Origin of the sequence: Methylobacterium sp. Leaf361 (genome assembly GCF_001424445.1) — a bacterium.
In the GTDB taxonomy this organism is placed as follows: Bacteria; Pseudomonadota; Alphaproteobacteria; order Rhizobiales; family Beijerinckiaceae; genus Methylobacterium.
The window spans coordinates 1-22,931 of the sequence record NZ_LMPY01000007.1 but is presented as its reverse complement, the minus strand read 5'-3'; the positions used below and the strand labels follow the sequence as shown (position 1 = coordinate 22,931).

31 protein-coding genes are annotated in these 22,931 nt (G+C 73.3%); 14 read left to right on the top strand and 17 right to left on the bottom strand.

Annotated features, from left to right (window positions below; all coding sequences use genetic code 11):
- Nucleotides 1-59 precede the first annotated feature (59 nt).
- Nucleotides 60-2,333 (bottom strand): bifunctional (p)ppGpp synthetase/guanosine-3',5'-bis(diphosphate) 3'-pyrophosphohydrolase, encoded by a 2,274-nt coding sequence (locus ASG32_RS07030; protein ID WP_056524087.1) that lies wholly within the window; start codon nt 2,331-2,333, stop codon nt 60-62.
- A gap of 205 nt (nt 2,334-2,538) precedes the next feature.
- The gene (gene rpoZ / locus ASG32_RS07025) at nt 2,539-2,949 is read right to left on the bottom strand and encodes a DNA-directed RNA polymerase subunit omega (protein WP_010685409.1); all 411 of its coding nucleotides are present in this window, start codon (nt 2,947-2,949) and stop codon (nt 2,539-2,541) included.
- Between the two features lie 313 nt (nt 2,950-3,262).
- Here rpoZ and fabD point away from each other — a divergent pair, with 313 nt between their 5' ends.
- The 4 genes from fabD to fabF all read left to right on the top strand — a co-directional run bounded on the left by fabD (nt 3,263) and on the right by fabF (nt 6,993).
- The gene (fabD, locus tag ASG32_RS07020) at nt 3,263-4,207 is read left to right on the top strand and encodes an ACP S-malonyltransferase (protein ID WP_056523899.1); all 945 of its coding nucleotides are present in this window, start codon (nt 3,263-3,265) and stop codon (nt 4,205-4,207) included.
- Between the two features lie 30 nt (nt 4,208-4,237).
- Nucleotides 4,238-4,975, top strand: coding sequence for a 3-oxoacyl-[acyl-carrier-protein] reductase (gene fabG / locus ASG32_RS07015; RefSeq protein ID WP_056523896.1), 738 nt, complete (start codon nt 4,238-4,240; stop codon nt 4,973-4,975).
- Nucleotides 4,976-5,307: 332 nt separating this feature from the next.
- On the top strand, nt 5,308-5,547 hold the full coding sequence (locus ASG32_RS07010) for an acyl carrier protein (RefSeq protein ID WP_007559070.1): 240 nt from the start codon (nt 5,308-5,310) through the stop codon (nt 5,545-5,547).
- 183 nt (nt 5,548-5,730) lie between these two features.
- Nucleotides 5,731-6,993, top strand: coding sequence for a beta-ketoacyl-ACP synthase II (fabF, locus tag ASG32_RS07005; RefSeq protein ID WP_056523892.1), 1,263 nt, complete (start codon nt 5,731-5,733; stop codon nt 6,991-6,993).
- Nucleotides 6,994-7,301: 308 nt separating this feature from the next.
- On the opposite strand, the gene ASG32_RS07000 is transcribed toward fabF, so the two are convergent.
- From ASG32_RS07000 to ASG32_RS06985, 4 genes are all read right to left on the bottom strand, one after another.
- Entirely contained in the window at nt 7,302-8,015 is a 714-nt protein-coding gene (locus ASG32_RS07000; protein ID WP_056523891.1) for a YidB family protein, read from the bottom strand.
- A gap of 75 nt (nt 8,016-8,090) precedes the next feature.
- The gene (locus tag ASG32_RS06995; RefSeq protein WP_020095200.1) at nt 8,091-8,291 is read right to left on the bottom strand and encodes a hypothetical protein; all 201 of its coding nucleotides are present in this window, start codon (nt 8,289-8,291) and stop codon (nt 8,091-8,093) included.
- Nucleotides 8,292-8,375: 84 nt separating this feature from the next.
- Nucleotides 8,376-8,645, bottom strand: a complete 270-nt coding sequence (locus tag ASG32_RS06990; protein WP_020095199.1) for a hypothetical protein — start codon at nt 8,643-8,645, stop codon at nt 8,376-8,378.
- 97 nt (nt 8,646-8,742) lie between these two features.
- Nucleotides 8,743-10,758 (bottom strand): BON domain-containing protein, encoded by a 2,016-nt coding sequence (locus tag ASG32_RS06985; protein ID WP_244491837.1) that lies wholly within the window; start codon nt 10,756-10,758, stop codon nt 8,743-8,745.
- Between the two features lie 199 nt (nt 10,759-10,957).
- On the opposite strand from ASG32_RS06985, the gene ASG32_RS06980 reads away from it, so the two are divergent.
- The 3 genes from ASG32_RS06980 (at nt 10,958) to ASG32_RS06970 (ending at nt 12,794) form a co-directional block, all read left to right on the top strand.
- Complete coding sequence (locus ASG32_RS06980) at nt 10,958-11,947, top strand: hypothetical protein (RefSeq protein WP_056523885.1); 990 nt, start codon at nt 10,958-10,960, stop codon at nt 11,945-11,947.
- A 79-nt stretch (nt 11,948-12,026) separates the two neighbouring features.
- Nucleotides 12,027-12,275, top strand: a complete 249-nt coding sequence (locus ASG32_RS06975; protein WP_020095196.1) for a hypothetical protein — start codon at nt 12,027-12,029, stop codon at nt 12,273-12,275.
- Nucleotides 12,276-12,437: 162 nt separating this feature from the next.
- Complete coding sequence (locus ASG32_RS06970; protein ID WP_056523883.1) at nt 12,438-12,794, top strand: hypothetical protein; 357 nt, start codon at nt 12,438-12,440, stop codon at nt 12,792-12,794.
- 27 nt (nt 12,795-12,821) lie between these two features.
- Here the strand turns inward: ASG32_RS06970 and ASG32_RS06965 are convergent, their stop codons facing one another.
- A complete protein-coding gene (locus ASG32_RS06965) occupies nt 12,822-13,049 on the bottom strand; it encodes a hypothetical protein (protein ID WP_056523877.1) in 228 nt (75 codons plus the stop codon).
- 434 nt (nt 13,050-13,483) lie between these two features.
- Between ASG32_RS06965 and ASG32_RS06960 the strand changes: the two genes are divergently transcribed.
- The gene (locus ASG32_RS06960) at nt 13,484-13,735 is read left to right on the top strand and encodes a hypothetical protein (RefSeq protein WP_056523875.1); all 252 of its coding nucleotides are present in this window, start codon (nt 13,484-13,486) and stop codon (nt 13,733-13,735) included.
- Between the two features lie 51 nt (nt 13,736-13,786).
- Here the strand turns inward: ASG32_RS06960 and ASG32_RS06955 are convergent, their stop codons facing one another.
- The 3 genes from ASG32_RS06955 to ASG32_RS06945 form a co-directional block, all read right to left on the bottom strand.
- Nucleotides 13,787-14,029, bottom strand: coding sequence for a hypothetical protein (locus tag ASG32_RS06955; RefSeq protein ID WP_020095193.1), 243 nt, complete (start codon nt 14,027-14,029; stop codon nt 13,787-13,789).
- Between the two features lie 82 nt (nt 14,030-14,111).
- Nucleotides 14,112-14,333, bottom strand: coding sequence for a hypothetical protein (locus ASG32_RS06950; RefSeq protein WP_056523872.1), 222 nt, complete (start codon nt 14,331-14,333; stop codon nt 14,112-14,114).
- 99 nt (nt 14,334-14,432) lie between these two features.
- Nucleotides 14,433-14,612, bottom strand: coding sequence for a hypothetical protein (locus ASG32_RS06945; RefSeq protein ID WP_056523869.1), 180 nt, complete (start codon nt 14,610-14,612; stop codon nt 14,433-14,435).
- Between the two features lie 124 nt (nt 14,613-14,736).
- Between ASG32_RS06945 and ASG32_RS06940 the strand changes: the two genes are divergently transcribed.
- Nucleotides 14,737-14,928, top strand: coding sequence for a hypothetical protein (locus ASG32_RS06940; protein WP_020095190.1), 192 nt, complete (start codon nt 14,737-14,739; stop codon nt 14,926-14,928).
- Nucleotides 14,929-15,023: 95 nt separating this feature from the next.
- Here the strand turns inward: ASG32_RS06940 and ASG32_RS06935 are convergent, their stop codons facing one another.
- From ASG32_RS06935 to ASG32_RS06915, 5 genes are all read right to left on the bottom strand, one after another.
- Nucleotides 15,024-15,323 carry a PilZ domain-containing protein gene (locus tag ASG32_RS06935; protein ID WP_020095189.1) on the bottom strand — a complete coding sequence of 100 codons (300 nt, stop codon included), beginning with the start codon at nt 15,321-15,323 and terminating at the stop codon, nt 15,024-15,026.
- A 242-nt stretch (nt 15,324-15,565) separates the two neighbouring features.
- A complete protein-coding gene (locus tag ASG32_RS06930) occupies nt 15,566-15,748 on the bottom strand; it encodes a hypothetical protein (RefSeq protein ID WP_020095188.1) in 183 nt (60 codons plus the stop codon).
- Nucleotides 15,749-16,031: 283 nt separating this feature from the next.
- Entirely contained in the window at nt 16,032-16,406 is a 375-nt protein-coding gene (locus ASG32_RS06925) for a hypothetical protein (RefSeq protein ID WP_056523868.1), read from the bottom strand.
- A gap of 86 nt (nt 16,407-16,492) precedes the next feature.
- Nucleotides 16,493-16,768, bottom strand: coding sequence for a hypothetical protein (locus ASG32_RS06920; RefSeq protein WP_026605251.1), 276 nt, complete (start codon nt 16,766-16,768; stop codon nt 16,493-16,495).
- 223 nt (nt 16,769-16,991) lie between these two features.
- Nucleotides 16,992-17,459, bottom strand: a complete 468-nt coding sequence (locus tag ASG32_RS06915; RefSeq protein WP_020095185.1) for a MucR family transcriptional regulator — start codon at nt 17,457-17,459, stop codon at nt 16,992-16,994.
- Between the two features lie 318 nt (nt 17,460-17,777).
- On the opposite strand from ASG32_RS06915, the gene ASG32_RS06910 reads away from it, so the two are divergent.
- The 5 genes from ASG32_RS06910 (at nt 17,778) to ASG32_RS06890 (ending at nt 19,350) form a co-directional block, all read left to right on the top strand.
- Nucleotides 17,778-17,984 (top strand): hypothetical protein, encoded by a 207-nt coding sequence (locus ASG32_RS06910; RefSeq protein WP_026605250.1) that lies wholly within the window; start codon nt 17,778-17,780, stop codon nt 17,982-17,984.
- Between the two features lie 33 nt (nt 17,985-18,017).
- The gene (locus ASG32_RS06905) at nt 18,018-18,203 is read left to right on the top strand and encodes a hypothetical protein (RefSeq protein ID WP_012318898.1); all 186 of its coding nucleotides are present in this window, start codon (nt 18,018-18,020) and stop codon (nt 18,201-18,203) included.
- Nucleotides 18,204-18,255: 52 nt separating this feature from the next.
- Nucleotides 18,256-18,510 (top strand): hypothetical protein, encoded by a 255-nt coding sequence (locus ASG32_RS06900; RefSeq protein ID WP_020095183.1) that lies wholly within the window; start codon nt 18,256-18,258, stop codon nt 18,508-18,510.
- Between the two features lie 141 nt (nt 18,511-18,651).
- Nucleotides 18,652-18,885 carry a hypothetical protein gene (locus ASG32_RS06895; RefSeq protein WP_026605249.1) on the top strand — a complete coding sequence of 78 codons (234 nt, stop codon included), beginning with the start codon at nt 18,652-18,654 and terminating at the stop codon, nt 18,883-18,885.
- 39 nt (nt 18,886-18,924) lie between these two features.
- Nucleotides 18,925-19,350 carry a hypothetical protein gene (locus ASG32_RS06890; protein WP_056523866.1) on the top strand — a complete coding sequence of 142 codons (426 nt, stop codon included), beginning with the start codon at nt 18,925-18,927 and terminating at the stop codon, nt 19,348-19,350.
- Nucleotides 19,351-19,366: 16 nt separating this feature from the next.
- Here the strand turns inward: ASG32_RS06890 and ASG32_RS06885 are convergent, their stop codons facing one another.
- Together ASG32_RS06885 and thrS are read right to left on the bottom strand one after the other, a co-directional pair.
- A complete protein-coding gene (locus ASG32_RS06885; RefSeq protein WP_056523861.1) occupies nt 19,367-20,341 on the bottom strand; it encodes a sensor domain-containing diguanylate cyclase in 975 nt (324 codons plus the stop codon).
- 309 nt (nt 20,342-20,650) lie between these two features.
- Nucleotides 20,651-22,678, bottom strand: a complete 2,028-nt coding sequence (gene thrS / locus ASG32_RS06880; protein ID WP_056523858.1) for a threonine--tRNA ligase — start codon at nt 22,676-22,678, stop codon at nt 20,651-20,653.
- Nucleotides 22,679-22,931 lie beyond the last annotated feature (253 nt).

Sequence of the window (22,931 nt, the reverse complement as noted above, 5' to 3'; positions counted from 1 at the left end):
TGGTTTACGGAAGTTGATCCTGTAAACCTCAGATGCGTCGCGCCCCGCGACCCTCGGCCTCAGCCGTTCACGCGCTCGACGCTGTTGACCGGGCGCTTGCCGCGCAGTTCGGCGATGATCGCGTTGAGATGCTGGAGATCCCAGACCGACAGGTCGATGGTGATGTCGGTGAAGTCCTGGGTTCGCCGCTTCATCGAGATGTTGTCGATGTTGCCGTCGTGGTCGGCGATCACCTGGGCGATCTGGGCGAACACCCCGGGCTCGTTGATCGACTTGAGCGCCAGCCGGGCGGGGAAGCGCTCGCCGCCGAGCGCCTCCGTGTCCCAGCGGACGTCGAGCCAGCGCTCCGGCTCGTTGTCGAAGGCCGCGAGTGCCGCCGACTGGATCGGGTAGACCGTCACGCCGACGCCGGGGGTCAGGATGCCGACGATCCGGTCGCCCGGGACCGCGCCGCCGTTCGGCGCGAAGGTGACCGGCAGGTCGCCCGCGAGGCCGCGGATCGGGATGGCGTCGCTGCGATCCGCGTCCTCCCCCTCCTTGCCGCCTTCCTTGCCGCCCTCGGCGCCCGGGAAGGTCAGCCGCATGGTCTGGTCGGAGGAGCGCACGAGCCGGCCGGCGCCGCTGGCGGCGCCCTGCGCGGCGGAGGGCCGGCGCTCGTCGCGGTGGTCGGGATAGACGGCGCGGACGACGTCGCCCGAGAACATCTCGCCCCGCCCCACGGCGGCGAACACGTCCTCGGTCGTCGCGCGGGCGAGCCGCGGCAGGGCGCCCCGGAGCTTGTCCTCCGAGAAGGTCTTGGCGGCGCGCTCGAAGGCCCGGTCCAGGATCTGCCGTCCGAGGCCGGCATATTGCCGCCGCACGGCGGTGCGGGTCGCCCGCCGGATCGCCGCGCGGGCCTTGCCGGTCACCACGAGGGATTCCCAGGCCGCCGGGGGCGAGGCCCCGTCTGAGCGGCTGATCTCGACCTCGTCGCCGTTGGCGAGTTCGTGCAGCAGCGGCGCCATTCGGCCGTTGATCTTGGCGCCCACCGCGGTGTTGCCGACGTCGGTGTGGACCGCGTAGGCGAAGTCGATCGGCGTCGCGCCGCGCGGAAGGGCGATCAGCCGGCCCTTCGGGGTGAAGCAGAACACCTGGTCCTGGAACAGCTCCAGCTTGGTGTGCTCCAGGAACTCCTCGGGGCTGTCGCCCTCGGCGAGGAGCTCGATGGTCCGGCGCAGCCACTGGTAGGCGCCGCTCTCCGCGGCGAGCCGCGGATGCACGCTGCCCTCGGCGCGGGCCGGGTCCTTCACCAGCTCGGTGCCGATCTCCTTGTAGTGGGCATGCGCGGCGATGCCGTACTCGGCGATGTCGTCCATGGCGCGGGTGCGGATCTGCAGCTCGACGCGCTGGCTCTTCGGCCCGATCACCGTGGTGTGGATCGAGCGGTAATCGTTCTGCTTCGGGGTCGAGACGTAGTCCTTGTACCGGCCCGGAACCATCGGCCAGCTGGTGTGGACGATGCCGAGCGCCGCGTAGCAATCCTGCACGGTGTCGACGACCACGCGGAAGCCGAAGATGTCGGAGAGCTGCTCGAAGGCGACGGACTTGCGCTCCATCTTCGACCAGATCGAGAACGGGCGCTTCTGCCGGCCGCTGACCTCGGCGGTGATCCCCTGCGCGCCGAGCTTCTCGGTCAGCACCTGCGCGATGGTCTCGACGACGGTCTCGGACTTGGCGGAGAGCCGCGTCAACCGCTGCGTGATGGTGGCGTAGACCTCCGGCTCCAGGTTGCGGAAGGCCAAGTCCTCCAGCTCCTCGCGCAGCTCCTGCATGCCCATGCGGCCGGCGAGCGGCGCGTAGATGTCCAGCGTCTCCTGCGCGATGCGGTGGCGCTTGTCCTCCCGCATGTGCTGGAGGGTGCGCATGTTGTGCAGGCGGTCGGCGAGCTTGACCAGCAGCACCCGGACATCCGCCGCGACCGCGAGCAGCAGCTTGCGGAAGTTCTCGCCCTGCGCGGCCTGCTTGGAGACGAGGTCGAGGCGCTTGAGCTTGGTCAGGCCGTCGACCAGGGCGCCGATCTCCGGCCCGAACAGCCGGCGGATCTCCTCGAGCGTCGCCTCGGTGTCCTCGACGGTGTCGTGCAGCACCGCGGCCACGATGGTGGCGTCGTCGAGGTGGAGGTCCGTGAGGATCGCCGCCACTTCGAGGGGGTGGGCGAAGAACGGATCGCCCGAGGCGCGCTTCTGCGTGCCGTGCGCCTGCATGGCGTACACGTAGGCGCGGTTGAGCAGCGCCTCGTCGGCGGCCGGGTTGTAGCGCTTGACCCGCTCGACGAGCTCGTACTGGCGCATCATCCGCCGGGACGGGACCGGCGCGTCCGGGGCCGTGCGCGGGGCCGGGATCACGCGCGACGGTTCCGCGGCCGCCGGGACGGCGCCAGCCCCCGGCGGCGGGGCCGCACCGGATGCCGGCGGGCCGGCCACGGAACGAGAGAACCCGGCGTCTCCGCCGGGTCCGGACTCTGTCAGGTCGCGCCCATCCAGGCCCACGTGTCCAGGCTCACTCGCCCTCGTCGTCGGTCTCGACCGGCGGGGCGAGGTTCTCGAGGCCGCGCAGCAGGTCCTCCTCGCTCATGCGGTCGAACTGGACCGCCGCGTCGTCGCTGGAGGATTGCGGCGCCACCGCGGCGGCGGCCGGCGAGCTCGACAGCAGCGGCACGGTCTCGGCCTCGGGCTCGTCCACCTCGACGTACTTCTGCATCGAGTGGATCAGCTGCTCCTTGAGGTCGTCGGCCGTGATGGTCTCGTCGCCGATCTCGCGCAGGGCCACGACCGGGTTCTTGTCGCGGTCGCGGTCGATGGTCAGCGGGGCGCCGGCGGCCAGGAGGCGGGCCCGGTGGCTCGCCAGCAGCACCAGCTCGAAGCGGTTCTCGACCTTCTCGATGCAGTCTTCGACGGTGACGCGCGCCATGCGGGGCGGCTCCTTGGGCTTGAGCGACGGGTGATGTCGGGTATGGCGCCACTCTACACCGGATGCCGTTGTGCAACAAGCACAGCGGGTTGCGCGGGGCGCGCGTCCGGCGCGAACCCGGCGCGCGTCCGGCGCGCGTGCCGGTCCGGTCGGGCCGGACGCCGAGGGGCCGGAGGACCGCGTCGCTGCGGCATATGGTGCGGCGCATTGTTGACACCCAGCGCCGCGGGTGCGAGTGCGCGCGCCATTCCAGAGTTTCGGCCGACACGGGCGGCGTTCGCGCGCCGCGCGGCGTCGGCGACCAGGACGCAACATGCGCGCACTCATCTTTCCGGGCCAGGGCAGCCAGGCGGTCGGCATGGCGCGGGACCTCGCCGAGGCCTTCCCGCAGGCCCGGGCCGTGCTCGACGAGGTCGACGCCGCCCTGGGCGAGAACCTGTCGCGGCTGATGTTCGAGGGGCCGGTCGAGGCGCTGACCCTCACGACCAACGCCCAGCCGGCCCTGATGGCGGCGAGCCTCGCGGTGCTGCGCGTGCTGGAGGCCGAGCGCTGCCTCGACCTCGGGCGCGACGTCGCCTGCGTGGCCGGCCACTCGCTCGGCGAGTACGCCGCGCTCGCGGCCGCCGGCAGCCTGACCGTCGCGGACGCCGCCAGGCTGCTGCGCCTGCGCGGCGAGGCCATGCAGGCGGCCGTCGCGCCGGGCGCCGGCGCCATGGCGGCGCTGATCGGCACCGATCTCGAGGCCGCCCGGTCCGTCGCCGAGGCGGCGGCCGACGAGGCCGGCGACGGCGCGGTCTGCGACGTCGCCAACGACAACGGCGGCGGCCAGGTGGTGCTCTCCGGCGACCGCGCGGCCGTGGAGCGCGCTGTCGGCATCGCCACCGGCCGCGGGATCAAGCGCGCCGTGATGCTCAACGTCTCGGCGCCGTTCCACTGCCGCCTGATGGCCCCGGCCGCCGAGGCCATGGCCCGGGCGCTCGCCGCCGTCGCCCTGGCGGCCCCGCGCGTCACCCTCTACGCCAACGTCGCGGCCGCCCCGGTCACCGATCCGGAGGCGATCCGCGCGGCCCTGGTCGAGCAGGTCACCGGCACCGTGCGCTGGCGCGAGAGCGTCGCCGCCATGGCGGCCTCCGGCGTCGACCGGTTCTACGAGCTCGGCGCCGGGAAGGTGCTGACCGGCCTCGTCAAGCGCGTCGCCCCCCAGGCGAGCGCCGCCGCAATCGGCACCCCCGCCGACGTCGCCGCCTTCGCGCTCTGACCCGCGCGCTCTGATCCGACGGAGTCCCGCATGTTCGACCTCACCGGCCGCAAGGCCCTCGTCACCGGCGCGACCGGCGGCCTCGGCCAGGCGATCGCCCGGGCCCTGCACGCGCAGGGCGCCGCCGTGGCGCTCTCGGGCACGCGGCCCGCGGCCCTGGAGGCGCTCGCGGCCGAACTCGGCGAGCGCGCCAGCCCGGTCGCGGCCGACCTGTCCGACAAGGACTCGGTCGAGGGCCTCGTCCCGGCCGCCGAGGCCGCGATCGGCCCGCTCGACATCCTCGTGAACAATGCCGGCATCACCCGCGACAACCTCTTCATGCGGATGAAGGACGAGGAGTGGGAGCAGGTGATCGCCGTCAACCTCACCGCCGCCTTCCGCCTGTCGCGGGCCGCCGTGAAGGGCATGATGCGCCGCCGCTCCGGGCGGATCGTCAACATCGGCTCGGTGGTCGGCAGCACCGGCAATCCCGGCCAGGGCAACTACGCCGCCGCCAAGGCGGGGCTCGTCGGCATGACCAAGGCGCTCGCCGCCGAGGTCGCCTCGCGGGGAATCACCGTCAACTGCATCGCCCCGGGCTTCATCAGCTCGCCCATGACCGACGCCCTCAACGAGAAGCAGCGCGAGGGCATCCTCGCCCGCGTGCCCGCCGGGCGGCTCGGCGAGGGGTCGGAGGTCGCGGCGGCCTGCCTCTACCTCGCCTCCGCGGAGGCGGGCTACGTCACCGGCCACACGCTGCACGTGAATGGCGGGATGGCCATGTACTAGAGCGCGTATACCGGTTCCCGGCCGGCGGGAACGGCGCGCGAATCACCCCCGCCGACACGCAAGTGCCACACCCATGAAGGCTTTCTGAACGGGCCCTCGCCAGCGCTGGAACCCTGTGCTACCACGCCCCGCAGCCGTACAGGGGGTTGACGGTTCAGCGGGTTTTCAGTCCAAGGCCCTCCGGCGGGGGCGTCCCGGCTCACGCGCCGGTTCACCTCAGAAGCACGCGCGATCGGACACCGGCCCGTCACAACAAGCCCGCAGGGGCGCGACGCGGCCACGGCACCACCCCGAGAAGACTGACAGACCAGAAGGACGAGGACGGAAGACCGATGAGCGATATCGCTGAGCGCGTGAAGAAGATCGTCGTCGAGCACCTGGGCGTGGAGCCCGAGAAGGTGGTCGAGAGCGCCAACTTCATCGACGACCTCGGTGCCGACAGCCTCGACACCGTCGAGCTGGTCATGGCCTTCGAGGAGGAATTCAACGTCGAGATCCCGGACGACGCTGCCGAGACCATCCAGACGGTCGGCGACGCCGTGAAGTTCCTGGAGAAGAACTCCGCCGCCTAAAGGCGCCGGGGACCGGGTTTGACGCGGCGCGGGTGAGGCGAAACAGCCCCCGCGCCGTTATGCGTTTCAAGGCTCGGAGTCGTGACGGGGCCCGCGGGGACCGATTCTGCCTCCGAGCGAGTTAGGACGATGCGCGACCGCGGCGGTGCCGGCGGGGCGGCGCCTCAAGACGGGACAGGGCACATGCGGCGGGTGGTGGTCACGGGTCTGGGGATGGTCACGCCGCTCGGCTGCGGGGTGGAGCACACCTGGAGCCGGCTGATCGCGGGCGACAGCGGCGCCGGCCCGATCCGCGGCTTCGAATCCGCCGACCTGCCCTGCCGGATCGCCGCGCAGGTCCCGTTCGGCGACGGCACCGACGGCACCTTCAACCCCGACCTCGTGATGGAGGTGAAGGAGCAGCGCAAGGTCGACCCGTTCATCGTCTACGCGATGGCGGCGGCCGACGAGGCGCTGAAGGATGCCGGCTGGCTTCCTAAGAGCCACGAGGACCAGTGCGCCACCGGCGTGCTGATCGGCTCCGGCATCGGCGGCATCGGCGGCATCTACGACGCCTCCGTGACCCTGCACGAGAAGGGCCCGCGCCGGATCTCGCCGTTCTTCATCCCGGGCCGGATCATCAACCTCGCCTCCGGCCAGGTCTCGATCGCCCACGGCCTCAAGGGCCCCAACAACGCCGTGGTGACGGCCTGCTCCACGGGCGCCCACGCCATCGGCGACGCGAGCCGCCTGATCGCGCTCGGCGACGCCGACGTGATGGTGGCGGGCGGCGCCGAGTCGCCGGTGAACCGCCTGTCGATCGCGGGCTTCTCCGCCTGCCGGGCCTTGACCACGGGCTTCAACGACACGCCCGAGAAGGCCTCCCGCCCCTACGACCGCGACCGCGACGGCTTCCTCATGGGCGAGGGCGCCGGCATCGTGGTGCTGGAGGAGTACGAGCACGCCAAGGCCCGCGGCGCGAAGATCTACGCCGAGGTGGTGGGCTACGGCCTCTCGGGCGACGCCTACCACATCACCTCCCCCTCTCCGGACGGCGACGGCGCCTTCCGCTGCATGACCGCCGCGGTGAAGCGCGCCGGGATCTCGCCGTCCGAGATCGGCTACATCAACGCCCACGGCACCTCGACGCCCATGGGCGACGAGCTGGAGCTGAAGGCCGTGGAGCGCCTCCTGGGCGACGCCGCCGCGAGCGCGACCATGTCGTCCACCAAGAGCTCGGTCGGCCACCTGCTGGGCGCCGCCGGCTCGGTCGAGGCGATCTTCTCGATCCTCGTCCTGCGCGACAACGTCATCCCGCCAACGCTCAACCTCGACAACCCCTCCGTCCAGACCAAGATCGACCTCGTGCCATTCGAGGCGAAGCGCAAGCAGGTCGACGTGGTGCTGTCGAACTCCTTCGGGTTCGGCGGGACGAACGCGTCGCTGGTGATGCGGCGGGTCGCGTAGGCGCGTCGCCGTCCGACCGCGACACCGGCCGCACCTCGTCCCGACGCTCCGACTTCCGTCCGACATGCGGAATGCGGCCTCCGAACGGGCGATCGTGCCCGCCGAGGCTGCTCCCGAAACCCGCGTCGCTGGGTCCGGATCCGTGCGCGCTGCGGGCGAGAGCCCGCGCGCACCGAGATCCTGACCTCCCGCGCGGCATCCGCGACGGAGGGCGTCTTCGAGCGCGCGCAGCGCCCGGGCCCTTCAGGATGCCGTCGTGATCGGGATCCGCGGCGGGCGCGCCGCGCGGCCCCTGACCCCGTGCCCGGCTACCATCCCCGCCGCTCCGCCTCGCCCGGCACCCGCCCCTGCGGCGTGAGCGTGTGCACCACCTCCGGCAGCGCCTGGGCGAGCTGCGACAGCAGGGTCTCGCGGTCCATCCCGGTCTGCTGCTGGAGGGTGTCCACCGTGTCGGGGCCGAGCGCCCGGGCGAGCTGGTCCGGGGCCACCGGGCGGTTGGTGCCGTGGCCGATCCAGGACTCGATCACGTCGCCGAGGCCGCCCTGGCGGAACCGGTCGACCAGCCCGTCGAGGCCGCCGAGGTCCCCCTGCCCGTCCGGGGCGGCGCGGCTCGGCGGCGGGGCGTCGCCGGGGCCGTCGAGCATGCCGGAGAGGTCCGAGAAGTCGCCGGGCGGCAGGGACGGGTCCGACGGCCCGCCCGGGCCGCCGTCGCGGCGGCCGCCGTACTGGTCCCAGCCGCCGATATCGCCGCCCTCTTCCGGAGGACGGCGCCCACCGGCATCGGCGGGGTGCTGGCCGGGATCGCGCCCGTAGGGTCCGGCGCCGCCGGAGCGGTCGGCCTCGGGGCCGGGCTCGCCCTGGCGCCCGCGGCCGAAGATGTCGCCGAAGCCGCCGCTGGCGCCCTTGGCGAGCAGCAGCATCAGCAGCGCCTTGACCAGGGGCGACATGCCCCCGGACCCCTGCTTCTGCCCGCCGAACACCTGACCGAGCACGCCGCCGATCGCCGATTCGAGCAGTCCCATGCGCGTCTCCCCCCTAGGCCCGGGCCGGACGGGCCCGGGCGAACAACATTCCGGGGCGGGCGCGGGTTGCCTCGCTCAGCGGGCCGGCGTCGCGAGCGCCGCCTGCGCGGTGCCGCCACCGGTCGTGGCGTCGGCGGGCTCGACCAGCGGCACCGTCGCGGCCGAGAGGATCAGTCCGGCCAGGAACAGGCCGGTGGCGGCGGCGCCGGCGCGGGGGCGCGGCAGGCGAACGGCGCGGCGTCGCGCGGGATGGGGACGGTCGACGGTCCTGGGCATCGCGGCCTCTCCGGGTTCGGGGCGGGCCCTGGGGCCCTTTCTGCCGGAAAAACGCCGTCGGGGGGCGGAGAGGTTCCCGCGCCGTCAGGTCCGGCCGGCGAGGCGGCGTCCCAGCGCCCCGAGCAGGCAGGCCGCGCAGTAGACCGGCAGCATCAGGGCCGCGCCGTCGAGCCACAGGCCGGGCAGCCCGGGCACGAACCCGGCGATCGCCGCCGCGGCCACGAGTCCCGCGACCACGCAGAGCCCCAGCGAGGCGGCGAGGCGGTCCGGCCAGCCGACCAGCGCGCCGACCACGAGGCCGAGCGCGGCCGCCCCGGCGAGCCCGGGCCAGAATCCGGCGAGCAGCAGCGTCACGGCCGTCCGGCCTCCCTGCGGGCGCGATGGTGGCGCGCGGCCGGGCGCGCGGATGGGCGCGGCCCGGCTGGCGGGCGCGCGGCGGAGCGGATCTCCCTCACGGCAGCAGCGCGAAGACGACGGGGCCGGCCGGCCCGTCCGGCCCGGCCGTGACCTGCTCCGGCCGGGCTCCGGCCTGAAGGAGGTACTCCACCACCGCCTGGGCGCGCAGGCGCGGCAGGTCGACCGGCGGCTCGTCGGGGGCCTCGGCGGGCTTCTTCGCCGCCGCCTTGCCGGGCGCGGCCGGCTCCTTCCTGGCCGCGCCCGCCTTGCTCCGATCCTTCGTCGCGTCCTTGGCCGCGTCCTTGGCCGCGATTTTGGCCGCGTGCGTCGCGGCTTCCTTGGGCGCCGGGGCCGGCGACGCGGGGGTGGCGGGCTTGGCGGCGTCGGCGACCCGGGTCGGCTCGGCGGTCGCCCCCTCCCCCGCTGCCGGTCCGGCGGCCGGGGTCGCGGGCGGCTTCGCCGGGTCGGCGGGGCCGGAGACCGCGACGCGCAGCGACGGGCAGGTCTTCGCCAGGGCGGCCAGCGCGTCGAGGGTCGGGTAGAAGGCGGGCGTCAGCACGGCGCCGCCCGCGGGGAAGTGCAGGTCCGCCCCCGCCAGGGCGGCGGTGAAGTCGGCGCGGCAGGTAGCGGGGTCGCGCCGCTCCGCCGCGTCCCGGGCCGTGACGCTGGCCTGCCCAGTCCAGCCCGGGGGCAGCGCCTCGGCGAGCCGGTCGGGGGTGCGCGCGGCGCCCTCCCGGTAGAGGCTCTCGCCGGTGAGCGTCACGACGCGGTCCGAGACCGCGACGGTCCCGTCCGCGAGGTTCGTCACCAGCGGGGCGGCGGCGGCCAGCGCGTCCCCGAGATCCGGCGGGGCGCCGTCGGCGAGGCGGGTGCGGTCGATGACCGGCTCCCGGAACAGGCGCGGGCGCAGGGCGGCCAGTACCCGCTCCCGGGTCGCGGCGTCCGGCAGGTGGCCGGTGAGGGTCACGGCGTCGGCGGTCCGGCGGATCGCCACCCGGTAGGGCGAGAGCGGCCGCGCCGTGAGCGCCACCCGCCCGGCCGCCACGCCGGCGGGCCGGCCCTCGCGCATCAGCGCCTCGGCGTCGGGGAGCGCCTGCCCGTCGATGGCGTCGCCGGTCACCGAGACCGCCCCGTCCCGGAACACGACCTGCCCGGACTGGATCAGCTCGGCGAGCTTGAACGCGAAGGCGATGAGGCTCTTCGGGTCGATCGCCGGGTCGAGCCCCCGGGCGGCCAGGAGCCGGTCCTCCACGGTGCCGCCCGCGGCGGCCTCGGTGGCGGCGCGCAGGGCGGCCTCGCGGTCGGCCGCCGAGGGGGCGAAGCCGTCGAGGACGATGCCCCGGCCCGATTTCTCCACGGCGAACCGGTACACGGCCACCTTCGGGGGCAGGATCTCGACCCGCCCGACGCTGAACCCCTCCGGCGGGTCCGACAGGGCGGCCCGCAGGGCCTCGTAGGCCGGCACGTCGAGGGCCTCGCCCGACAGGCTGAGCACGGTGTCGCTGAGCGCCGCCCGCCCGCCCTTGGCGAGGCCGGAGAGCCGGGCCGCCAGGAACGCGGCCGCGCCGGCGAAATCCGGCGGCGCGCCCCGGGCGGCCCGGGCGGTGTCGTCGAGGGCGGTGCCGGGATCGAGGGCGCCGGCGATCCGCGCCTCCAGGGCCCGCCGGCCGATCTCCACCGGTCGGCTGCCTTCGAGGGCGATCCGGTTCTGACCCGTGCGGATCGCCGCCCACTGGAAGGGCGCGGCGGTCTCCACGATGCCGAGTTCGGAGACGATGCGGCGCGGGCCGTCGAGGGCCGCGAGGCGGGACAGCACGGTGGCGCGCTCGGCGACGTCCGGCGCCTCGCCGGCGGCCACGAGGTCGCGCCCGACGGCCTCCAGGCGCAGCCACGGCTCGCCGGTGGCGGTGGCCGTGCCGGCGGCGATCGCCGCGCCCTCCGCCGCGAGGCCGTCGGCGATCCGCGGGGCGGCGTAGAGGGTCGCGCTCGCCCAGATCAGCGCGAGGGCCGGAAGGCCGGCGAGCCAGCCGGCGCCGCGCAGGCCTTGGGCGAGAGTTTCGGGCAACGGCACGGTCGCAGGTTCGGGCGCGGGTCGGGACGTGGGGGCAGGCGGATCCGGTGCCGAGAGCACACCGTCTTTCCGGCAGCATGAAGGCCGGCGGCCTCCTTTCTCCCACGGGTCAGCGCCGCGCCGCGTCCCCGCGCCGCCGGAACCGGCCGGACGCCCTCCGGTTTCCGAGCCATGCCCCGTCCCCGCTGAGGAGCGTGCCATGCGATCCATCCTCGCCGCCGCCCTGCTGCCGGCGATCGCCGTCCCGGCCGGGGCCCAGAGCCTGTCGGCATCGCTTGAGCCGATCACCCCCGTCGCCAATCCGGGCCAGCTGAGCCTCGGCGGCAGTTCCACCACCGGGCCGTTCCCGACCGTCTCGGCGCAGACCGGCGGCCTCGTGAATGCCGGCCAGCTGAGCTTCGGCGGGGGCGGCGGCGGTGGCGGCGGCCGCATCGGCGCGTCGGGCGGCCTCTCGGCCGGGACGACGCTCGGCGCCACGACCGCTGGTTCGGGCGCGACGGGCCAGCTCGGCGGCCTGGGATCCACCGCGACCGGCGGTGCCGGCGTCACCGGCACGACCCTCGGGACCGGCGGGACGATCGGCGCCACCGGTGCCCGCAGCGGCCTCAGCGGCGCGTCCCGCACGGGCCTGGGCTCGACCGCGGGGAGCCTCCTGACACCGACCCTCGGAACGGGCGGTCTCGGGGGTGGGTCGGGCCTGTCCCCCGGCCTGGGCACCGGGCTCTCGGGAGCCGGCCTCGGCGCAGGTGCCGGCGCAGGCGTCGGAGTAGGTGTCGGCACGGGCCTCAACGCTGCCGGAAGCCTCGGCTCCTCGCTCGCGACCGGCTCGTCCGGCGTCGCGTCGGCCGGTCTCGGCAGCGGCGTGGCCGCGTCGGGCATCGGCGCGACGGGCGCCACCCTGTCCCCCGGCGGTCTGTTCGGACTGTTCGGGCTCGGGACCGGAACGGCCGCGAGCGGGGCCACGGCCGCGACGATTTCCGGGACGGGCGGCGCCGGCACGGGCGGCGCCGGGATCCCCGGGACGCCCGGGCTGCCCGCGGACGATCCCGCCCAGGCGGCCCGCACCCTGCCGACCGGCGGCGGGGCGATCGGCGGTGCCGGGATCGGCGGCGCGGCGGCCGCGCCGGTCCGGACCGGCGACCTCTGCGGCGGGCCCTTCGCCGAAGCCTGCCTCGGCCAGGGGTTCTGAGCGGCCTCCGGGGCCGGAACCGCGCCGAACCGCTGCCGTTCCTTCTGTGCCGGCACCTCGGCCGGGACAGGAGACAGAGATGAACGTCATGCTGGGCCGCGTCTCGCTCGCGGCCGCTCTCGTGATCGGCGTCTCGGGCGCTGCCCTGGCGCGCGATGCCGGGCCGAAGGCCCACGGCGCCAAGGGCACGGCCGGCCTGCACGGGATCGGCTTCAACGAGCCGAAATTCCGCTCGGACCTGCGCACCGGCAAGGAGCAGCCCTACACGTGGCCGGTGAGCGACCGCTATCGCCCGGTCTCGCAGCCCTTCTACGGTCGAGCCTACTGAGCCGCCCGGCGCACGCTCCGCCGAATGGATGAGTGGCGGCGCCCCGCTCCGCCGCGCACAACCGGGGCCGGCCCCGTTCCGTCATCGGAGCGGGCGCCGACCCGGCGATGGCCCAGAGGCACGGGGTCCGTGGCGTGCCGGCTCCCGAGGCAGGAGAGTGTGATGCATCCGCTGAACCGGCGCGTCGTCGCGGTCCCGGCCGTCGCGCTTCTGGTCGTCGCGCCCCTGCCGGCGCGCGCGGGCGAGTTCGCGCAGGTCCCGCCGGTGCCGGGCATGGCCCTGACCCTGCCCGATCCCGGCATGGCCAACGGGGCGCCCGCGCCCGCTCCGACGGCGGCACCGGCCCCCGCCGCGGCCAAGGAGCCGCCCGCTCCGGTCAGGGCGGCCTCCGTTCCGGCGGTCGAGCGCCGGTTCCGGGGCCTGGGCAGCGGGCTCTCGTCGATCGACAGGCAGCTCCCGAACCAGCGCACCGGCCAGCGTCACCAGCACGTGGTCCGCGACATCTGCATCGGCTGCTGATCCGATCCGCCTCCGGCGCGGCGCCGGCTAGTGCGGCGCCCGCGCTCGGGAATTCGCCTGGATCCAGCGCGGCGAGAGGATGTCGCCGGCCTCGGTGATGATCCAGGGTTGGGCCTCGCCGGATTCCATCGCCGCGATCGCGACGGCGAGGGCCTCGCGCAGGGTCGCGAACGGCCGCCCCTCCGCGGCACGGGCCGGCGCGCCCTTGGGCCAGATGGTCAGTTCGGCTCGTCTATCGAGGTCGGAGGGCGTCATCGGCGCTCTCGTGGTGCTGCGTCGGGATCTCGTGCGGGACGTGCGGTTCTAGCGTGCCTGTGTGACGCGGGTCTGGCGCCGCGATCTCTGATTCGTGTCACGGGCCGCTCACGGGCCGCGACGCCAACAAGGCTCGCGCTCGCCCGACGATTTCGATCGATCCGAGGGCACTCGCGAAAAACAAATGAGACGCTCCTCAAGTTTGATTTGAGAACGTGCCGGTGGAAGTTTAGTTCATTTGCATCGAATGCATGGCGCGCGGGATCGGTGCCTGAATTCAGGGCTGAGAATTCCCGGGAAACACTGCAGTACCGTGCCGTCCTGGCGATATGGTGCAATGCGAAAAACGCATGCCGCGACGCACAAATCCGTGGTCTCATGCGCTGGTCGATCGCATCCCGCGGTCGACACCGCGATCGAACCGGAGACGCACCATGCGCACGATCCTCATCCTCGCGTCGGCCGCGCTCACCTCGGCGGCCTTCACGGGCCTCGCCGCCGCCGACGACCGCCTGCACCTGACGCCGCCGCTCTATCGCGATCAGGCCCGGCCCGCCCAGCAGATCCGCGCGATCCACGATCTGACCACCACGCCCCAGCCCGTCGCCGCGCCGGCGACCGTCAATCGGACGGTCTCGTCCCTCGGCCGGCCGATCGTCCAGGCCGCCGTCGAGGCGAGCCGCTGAGCCGGCTGCCGGAGACGGAGCGCCCCGGGCGGCTCCGTCTCCGGCCGACGCTCAGACGATGTGCAATTCCTGCGCGGCCACCGACGGTTCCACGCCGCGACGGATCAGGCGCCGCGTCCGCGCCCGCTGATCCCGCGCGGTGCTGAGGGCGGTCCCCGCCGCGCGGTACCCCTCGAACCACAGATCCGCCCACGCATACTGCGCCGCCATCGCGAGCAGGACGGCGTTCTCGGCCTGTCTCAGGCCCAGCCGCAGGCTCTCATCCGCCAGGCGGCCAACCTCCCCGTACATCATCTCCAACTCCGCGTCCGAACACGGCCGGCAGCGCCGCGAAGGGCCGCCGGCCACCCGCCCAGAGGCCGCTCGGCTCTCCCGCTCAGTGCGACGCCGCCCCGGCGGCGTCGCGAGCCGCGGCCGCCGCTTCCCGGGCCGTATCCTGCCCTCGCACCACTTTCGTGCGGACCGTGTCGGGCGCGCGCCGCGCCGCTCCGACGACGCTTCCGAAGGCCGTCCGGGCCTGCGCGAGACCGGTCCCGGCGACGTCGCGGATCTGGGTCGGGACCTCGTGGCCCGACGACTGTGCCATGCACTGTGCCATGCGTGGTCTCCTGTCGGCCGCCATCCGGGTGCGGCCGGCCCGTTTGTGCGTCGCACATGGACCGGCATCCAGGGATCGCCCGCGCGTCGGCGCGACCGGTCAGATCTCCGTCTCGCGCCGGACGATCGCCTCTTCCCCGCTGCCCTTCTGCGCGAGGCCGACCTCGGGATCCTCGGTCGGGATCGTGGCCGGCGCCGCCTTGACGCGCTCCGCCGGAGGCTCGTCCACCTCGCGCGCGTCCGGTCCGCGGCTCGTCGGGTCTGCGGTCTCGCGCGTCATGCGGTCTCTCCCTGCCTGCAGCCAACGCGACGGGGCGTGTGCGGGTCCCGGGGCTCCGTCACGATGGCGGGAGGCGCGACGCGGATCGCGGCTCTATATGGGAGGTGCGAGCAGGGAGAGTGGTGTGTTCACCGTCAAGGGGATTGATCCGTCCGGGCGCGTCATGACGTTCGCCTGCGGGACGGACGAGCAGGCGATGGAGAAGACCTGGGAGCTGGCCCGGCGCGGCTTCCGCGAGATCACGGTCGCCGATCCGAAGGGCAAGGAACTCTCCGCGGCCGCCTTCGAGCGCTCGCTCAACATCGACTGGGAGTGACACGCGTCGGCGCGCGCCGGGAGCCCCGCCGCCCCCGACCCTGCCGACGACACTCTGGCCGCGCCGAGCGCCGGTCGACCCGAGGCAGGCGCCTGTCAGGTCGCCTCGAGTTCGCGCCAGAGGTTCGCGCGGCCCGACCGCGCCGTCTCGGGGATGTCGGTCGTGGCGCCGATCTCCTCCGCCTTGCGCCAGATGGCGCGGCAGACGAGGATCTCGCTGCTCGCATCGATGCTGAGGATGAAGCTGTCCGGAACGATCTCGGCATCCGGGAGCGCGACCCGCACGCCGCCGGCCGACCGGTCGTAGACGATGCACGGCAAGCTTCGATGCTCGTCGACCGAGATGCTGCCGGTCTCGTTGAGAAGCGTGCGTGGAGCGCTGCGTCGTTCGAACATCACCGCCTCGAGAACCTCTGCCCGACAGGATCGGTCACCCGGGTTCAAGGGCGGTTTGCGAAATGCCTCGAATTGTCGGGAAGCTGCCGTCCCTGTGAATTCTGCGCTCTTCTTGCGCGCTCGGCCGGATGCCGGATCCGCGGAGCACCGACGCCCGCGGAGCGACCGGGGCGACGGAGCCGCAGGGACGGAGACGGCCTCGGTCGGACCGCTCGGCGCGTGTGACCGGCCTCAGGATCGACCTACTCGGTCACGACCTCGACGAGGGTGGTGAGAAAGCCCAGCGCGACGGCCCCGATGCCGCCCATGAAGGCCGCATCCCACCCGGCGAACTCCCTCGACTGGGGCGCGCGCAGGAAGGCGAACAGCGTCACGGCGGCCCCGCAGACGACGAGAGCGAGGGCCAGCAGGATCGATCGAGACATGGCGTTTCCCTATGCGCCGGTCTCGCGGCCCTTGAGGGCTCTTGTAAACGGACGAGTGCGACCGGCTTGATCTGTTCAGTCTCGTCCGTCGTCGAAGCATGACAGACGAGAGCACGGTGAACAAGGCGCTCATCTGTTCTGCACTGCGGAACAGCGGCCGGAATGCCGCTCTCATCTGATCCGCGCGCCGGACTGACGCCGCGCGCGGCCAGGGCTGCCCTTCACGAGGGGCATCGACCGGCCGGCCGCGGGGAGTGCCCCGCCGGGACGGGATCCGGCGCGGTCAGTCGATGAAGACGCGGACGCCGTCCGTGTTGAGCAGGTCGCGCTGGTCGGCGCACCATTGCTCCGGTCCGACCGCGGCGATCTCGTCCGCGACCCGCCGGCCCTCCTCGGCGATGGCGTTCCGGGCACGCTGGTGGCCGAGGCCGGCGTCGAGGGCTCGGCGGACCGTGCGGGACAGGCCCTCGGACACCGTGTCGTCGATGGTGTAGTGCTTGCGGCAGTGCAGGACGATGCCGGCCTGCGCGCCGACGATCCGCACGAGACCCCGGATCGTCTCCGCGCGCTTGGTGTCGTCTGCCTCCTCGGCAGCCCGGGCGGTGCCCGGCACGACCGCCGTTCCCAGGAGGGCGGCGAACAGCAGGGCGCGAGTCATCCGGGGCATTCCTTCTGGCCGATGCCGGAGCCGTCTCCGGAACGCCGCACCGGGCGGGCCGCGCCCGCCCCGTCAGATCCGGCCGGTCACTTCCGGGCGGCCATCAGGTCGTGAGTCAGGACGGTCAGCTTGCCGATCAGGTTGCTGATATCGGAGCCCTTGCAGGACCATTGCGTGCCGACCGCCTCGCCATCGGCCGAGACGGAGACGACCGCCACCGAGCGCAGGCGACCCTCGCGGGCCAGGGCCAGCTGATCCTGCAGCACGGCGATGATCGACGCGGTGTCCTCGTCCACGACCGCGGGCGCGATATGCGCCGGGAACGGCACGACCGAACTCGTCATCGTCTGCTCTCGCTTCATCTCGCCGACCCCTTCGGTAGCATCCTCGGGCCCCGGCGTGCGCATCAGCTTTGTGCAGAGTGTGGCAGCTTGTCCGTGTCCCGCGATGTCCTGGACGTGTGTGGCGACGATGCAACGGTCTCGGCGCGGCTCCGGGCCGCGCGGCGGCACGAGGCGCCGGGCTCCGCGGCGCTTCGTTACGAGGGGGCCCCGCCGAGCGGGGCGCCCCCGGAGGTCGTCATCCTCAGGCGGCCTTGCGGCCCTTGCGCTCGCGCTCGGCCATGGCGCCGGGCTGGCCCAGGCCGATCGCCTTGGCGAGGGCGGAGCGCTGCTCGGCGTAGCTCGGCGCGACCATCGGATAGTCCGCCGGCAGGCCGTAGCGGTCGCGGTAGCTGCGCGGATCCAGGCCGTGGCTGGTCAGGTGGCGCTTCAGCGTCTTGTAGGTCTTGCCGTCGATGAAGCTGACGATCCCGTCGTGCCGGACCGACTTGCGGATCTGGGCCGCGCTCGGCTTCTCGACCTCGGCCTGCGGAACCGCCCCGATCTCCGCCGTCAGAGTCCCGGTGACGAGCCCGCTGATCGCGCCGTGGACGCGCGCGATCAGGGCCGGCAGCTCCGCGGCCGGCACCGGATTGTTCGACACGTAGGCGGCGACGATATCGCCCGCCAGCTCGATGAAGTTGGAGTTGGGCCCTGTGGTTTCTTCTGACACTGTAAGATTCCTGGTGTGCCCCTCGCCCGGGATCTGCTACTTTTGAGAACTGAATGCAAGTTACAAAACCGTTGGCGGGCCGCTTCCGGTGCATGATCGGGGTGCCCGCCGCGGAGATCGGGCGGCCATTTCTGGCGATTTCCGGCGGAGTATTTCCGAGCGCCGTCCGAGGCGGCCTATCGACTGCGGTAGAGTTTCCGCTCTGCAGAACGACCAGAACGTGCATCTGGCGGACTTGAAGTCGGTCCGGCCCGGCCGGTGGGCCGTTCCGCCGTCATCCGCGGTGACGCGGCGCCCCGGTCGTGGCATGGCGCGGCCATGCTGATGCTCGCCCTCCTCATCGCCCTGCTGGCCGTCGTGGTCGCCATGTTCGTCCTGCGGCGGTGGACCGGGCGGCTGGCCTCGCTCGCGACGCTCCTGGCCGGAGCGATCATGGTCCTGTGGCTCGCCGAGGTCGGCCTGCTTCCCGGGACGCAGGGCCCGTTGACGGCGTACCGCCCCCTCGTGCCCGGGCTCGACCGGTAACGGTTCGGTAAGCGTACCGGCGGAGCATGGGGCATGCCCACGCTCTCCGCCCCGCGCCTGCTCACGTTCCTGGTGTCGGCCGTGCTGATCGGCCTCGCCGTGGCCAGCCTCTACACGCGCATCCCGATGGTCGGAAAAACCGTCGTGGCGCACCGGCAATGGTTCTTCATCGGCGCCTACGCCCTGCTCGCCCTCGGGGTGACCACCCGCAGCCTGTAGCGGACCGCGCCGCGGTCCGTTCGCCACCGCCCGCCGCGCCGACGAGGCCGGAATGGCCCTGAAGACCACCTACCTCGTGCAGCCGTTCGAGCTGCACCGGAACCGCCTGCGGCCGGCCCGTCAGGAGCCCGCGCAGAGCGAGTTCGGCGCCCTCAAGAAAGCGGAGGCGCTGGCCGCCCGCATGCCGGGCGCGGCGGCCCTCAGGGTCGTGGCCGACGACGAGACCGGGGAACTCGAGGGCGTCACGATCCTCGGCCAGTTCGGGACCGTTCCGGACGATTTCGCCGAGAGCCTGCTGGGGGGCTGACGCCGTCCGCGGGCGCCGGCTTACATCCGGCCGCGTCTGGGGGTGCGACACGGGCGACCTCCGATTGCGGCCCTCCGGAAACTACGTAGAAACAGCGGAGACAGATCCTTGCGAGCTCCGGCGCTCGCCGAGCTCGCATCCGTGCCCCGCTATTTCATCGACCTCCACGACGGCGCCAACTTGGTTCGCGACCGCGACGGCTTCGATCTTCCGGATCTCGCCGCGGCGCGGGCGCAGGCGGTGCGGATCCTGACGCGGCTCGCGCAGGGCTTGACCGATCCGATGGAGCGGCAGGATTACGTGCTCGCCGTGCGCGACGAGCAGGGCGCGGTCCGCCTGCGCCTGCGGCTCTCCTACGATGTCGAGGGCGGCTGACGGCCCGGCCGCGCGCGGGTCGGGAAAGCGGGAGATCGCATGCGACGCTCAACAGGTCTGACCGGCCCGCTCGCGGCGGCGCTCCTGCTGCTCGTCGCCGCCGGACCGGCAGGGGCGCAGACCGCGCCGCCCCCGCCCACGGGATCCGCCGCGGCGACGGCCGACAACGCCGTGCTGCTGACGGTCTTCCTGCGCCACGACCAGTCCCGCCCGCTGGCGGAGCTGAACGCGCAACTCGCCAGGCAGGGCTTCTACAAGGCCTTCCCGCCGCCGGGCATCGAGGTCGTCTCGTGGAACGTCGTCATGGGGATCGGGCAGATCATCGTCCTGCGGCTGCCCGCCTCCCGCCTGCGCGAGGTCAACCGCGTCCTGGAGGACACCGCCTGGGGCGCGTACCGGACCGAGTTCTTCCCGACCTACGATTACAGGGCCGTGGGCCTCGCGGAGCACGAGAAAGCGCGCTGAGGCCGTCCCGGCCGCCTCAGGTCGGGGCCGCGGCGCCCGGACCGACCGGCCCGAGATCCAGCGCGTCGTCCCACAGGTAGGGGTGGCCGAGGCGCTTGGCCGCGTACATCGCCGCGTCCGCCCGCTCCACCAGGGCCTCAGCCCGGGTGGCGTGCAGCGGCGCGCAGGCCACGCCGATCGCCGCGCCGATGCGGATCGGCGATCCGGTCCCGAGATCGTACGGCTCGGCGAGGCGCGCCTGGAGGCGCAGGGCGAAGCCTAGGGCCGGCGCCGGCGCCGCGTCGCCGAGCAGGATGGTGAACTCGTCGCCCCCGAGCCGCGCGGCGCAATCCCCGGCGCCCAGCGCCGCCCGCAGGCGCTCGGCCAGGTGTCGCAGGAGCGCGTCGCCCACCGCGTGCCCGTGGCGGTCGTTCACCGGCTTGAAGCCGTCGAGGTCGAGGCACAGCAGCGCGCAGGGCGCGCCGTCGAGGTCGGCCAGGGTCCGGTCGAGCCGGGCCGCGAACAGGTGGCGGTTCGGCAGGCCGGTCAGCGGGTCGTGGTGGGCCATGTAGCGCAGGAGCGACTCCGCCCGGCGGCGCTCGGTCACGTCCTCCCACAGGGCGGTCCAGCCGCCGCCGGCCTGCGGGTGCAGCGTGATCGCGACCTGGCGCCCGTCCGCGAGCGTCTGGACCACGGCGTCGGTCGCGCCCCGGGCGAGGAGCCGCCGCGCCGCCCAGAGGCCGCAGGGATCCCGGTCGGCCGGGACCGCCCCCGCGGCGCTCGCCGCGCCCACCGCCCGGGCATGCATGCCGGGCCGGATCCGGTTCGCGGGCGGGCCGAACAGGCGCCGGAACCCGTCGCTCACGAACAGCAGCCGGTCGGCGGAATCGAACAGGCACAGGCCGTGCGGCAGCGAGTCCAGCGCCTGGACGATGCCGGGTCCGAGCTTGCGCCCGCGGCCGAGTCCGTCCTGGCGCCGGGCGCAGGCCGCCTGCCGGTGGCGCCGCGCCAGCCTCGTCGCCGCCCTGCCCGCCTCCGCCGCCGTGGCCGGTCCCCCGAAACGCCCGACAGCGTCGTCGGGCGATCGCCGGAACGTGCCGGCTCGGAAATTAGTCTCCGGTCTTCATAGAATGGGATTCCTTTCGCCAGCCTTGACGAAAGTCGTGCGCGTTGAGCGATCTTCGCGGAGATTGACCATCCGCAAGTTGAGGTGGTGATCGCGGCGCGCGAACTCTGTCGGTCGACGGGTCCGCGCGGTCGGGCCGCGCCGCCGTCCCGGGTGCCGCCGCACGGTCCCGGGACGGCGTCTATCGGCGGCGCGTCAGGGCGCGTCGTGCGGGCCGTGATGGCCGTCGAGCACCGTGTCGCTGGTCGGGACCGTCGCGGCGACGGCCTCGGCGCGGCGGATGTCGGGCGCGGTCGCCTCCTCCACGAAGGCCGCCACGGCCTCGCTCAGCGGCAGCGTGCGGGTCTGCTGGCTGCCGAGCCGCCGGATCGAGACCGTGCGCTCCTCCGCCTCGCGGCGGCCGAGCGCCAGCAGCACCGGCACCTTGGCGAGCGAGTGCTCGCGGACCTTGTAGTTGATCTTCTCGTTGCGCAGATCCGCCTCGACCCGCAGGCCGGCGCGCTCCAGGGTGCGGATGACGTCCCGGGCGTAGGGATCGGCCTCGCCGGTGATCGTCGCCACCACCACCTGGACCGGCGCCAGCCACAGGGGGAAGTGCCCGGCGAAGTGCTCGATCAGGATGCCGGTGAAGCGCTCCATCGAGCCGCAGATCGCCCGGTGGACCATCACGGGCGGCTTCCGGGCGCCGTCGGCGTCGATGTAGAAGGCGCCGAACCGCTCGGGCAGGTTGAAGTCCACCTGCGTGGTCCCGCATTGCCAGTCGCGGCCGATGGCGTCGCGCAGCACGTACTCGAATTTGGGCCCGTAGAACGCGCCCTCCCCCGGGTTGACCGCCGTCTTGATCCGGCCGGCCGACTGCTCCTCGATCTGCGCCAGCACGCGGGTCATCACGTCCTCGGCGTGGTCCCAGAGGGCGTCGGAGCCGACGCGCTTCTCGGGCCGGGTCGAGAGCTTCACGACGATCTGGTCGAAGCCGAAATCCGCGTAGGTCGAGAGGATCAGGTCGTTGATCTTCAGGCACTCGTCGGCGAGCTGGTCCTCGGTGCAGAAGACGTGGGCGTCGTCCTGCGTGAAGCCGCGCACGCGCATCAGCCCGTGCATGGCGCCGGACGGCTCGTAGCGGTGGACGATCCCGAACTCGGCCATGCGCAGGGGCAGGTCGCGGTAGGATTTCAAGCCGTGCTTGAAGATCTGCACGTGGCCCGGGCAGTTCATCGGCTTGAGGGCGAACCAGCGCTTGTCCTCGGCCTCCTCGCCCGCGGACTGCGCGGCGAACATGTTCTCCCGGTACCAGCCCCAGTGGCCGGAGGTCTCCCACAGGGCCTTGTCGAGGATCTGCGGGGCGTTCACCTCGGCGTAGTCGCCGCGCAGGCGCCGGCGCATGTAGGCGATCAGCTCCTGGAAGATCGTCCAGCCCTTGGCGTGCCAGAAGACGACGCCCGGCCCCTCCTCCTGGAAGTGGAACAGGTCCATCTCGCGGCCGAGCCGTCGGTGGTCGCGGCGCTCGGCCTCCTCCAGCCGGTGCAGGTAATCGTCGAGATCGGCCTGGTTCGCCCAGGCCGTTCCGTAGATGCGGGTCAGCATCGGGTTGTTCGAGTCGCCGCGCCAGTAGGCCCCCGCGACCTTCATCAGCTTGAAGGCGGTGCCGACCTTGGCCGTCGAGGTCATGTGCGGGCCGCGGCAGAGGTCGAACCAGTCGCCCTGGCGGTAGATCTTCAGGTCCTCGCCCGGCGGGATCGCGTCGACCAGCTCGACCTTGAAGCCCTCGCCCTTGCCGGCGAACAGCGCCCGCACGTCCTCGCGCGTCCAGACTTCCTTCGTGAAGGGCGCGTCGCGCGCGATGATCTCGCGCATCTTCGCCTCGATCTTCGGGAAGTCCTCGGGCGTGAACGGGGTCTCGCGATGGAAGTCGTAGTAGAAGCCGTTCTCGATCACCGGGCCGATCGTGACCTGCGTCTCCGGCCAGAGCGCCTGCACGGCCTCGGCGAGCACGTGCGCGCAGTCGTGCCGGATCAGCTCCAGGCTGCGCGGGTCGGTGCGGTCCAGGAACTCGATGCGGGCATCGCGGTCGATCGGGTCGTCGAGGTCGGCGACCGTGCCGTCGAGCGCCATGGCGACGGTGCGCTTGGCCAGCGACTTGGCGATGCCCTCGACCACGGCCCGGCCGGTCGTGCCGGCGGCGATCTCCCGCGTGTTGCCGTCGGGGAAGGTGAGAATCGGCATGGTACGAGCGTCTCCGGGCTCAGTCCTGCATACGGGGCAGGTAAGCGGTTTCGAGGGAGCGGCCGTGTAGACCGATTTCTCGGGCGAGGGAACAACGGTGCGGCGCAACTTCACGCATCCCTGCCCTTCGTCCGCCGTTCGGGTGCGCGTGATCGTCCCCGCGCGCGCGTGGCGCCGGGGGCATGGCCCGGGAGGCGAGCACGAGGGACGCGGGACGCCGCGGGAACCCAGGTGTCGGCCAAGTACGCGCGGG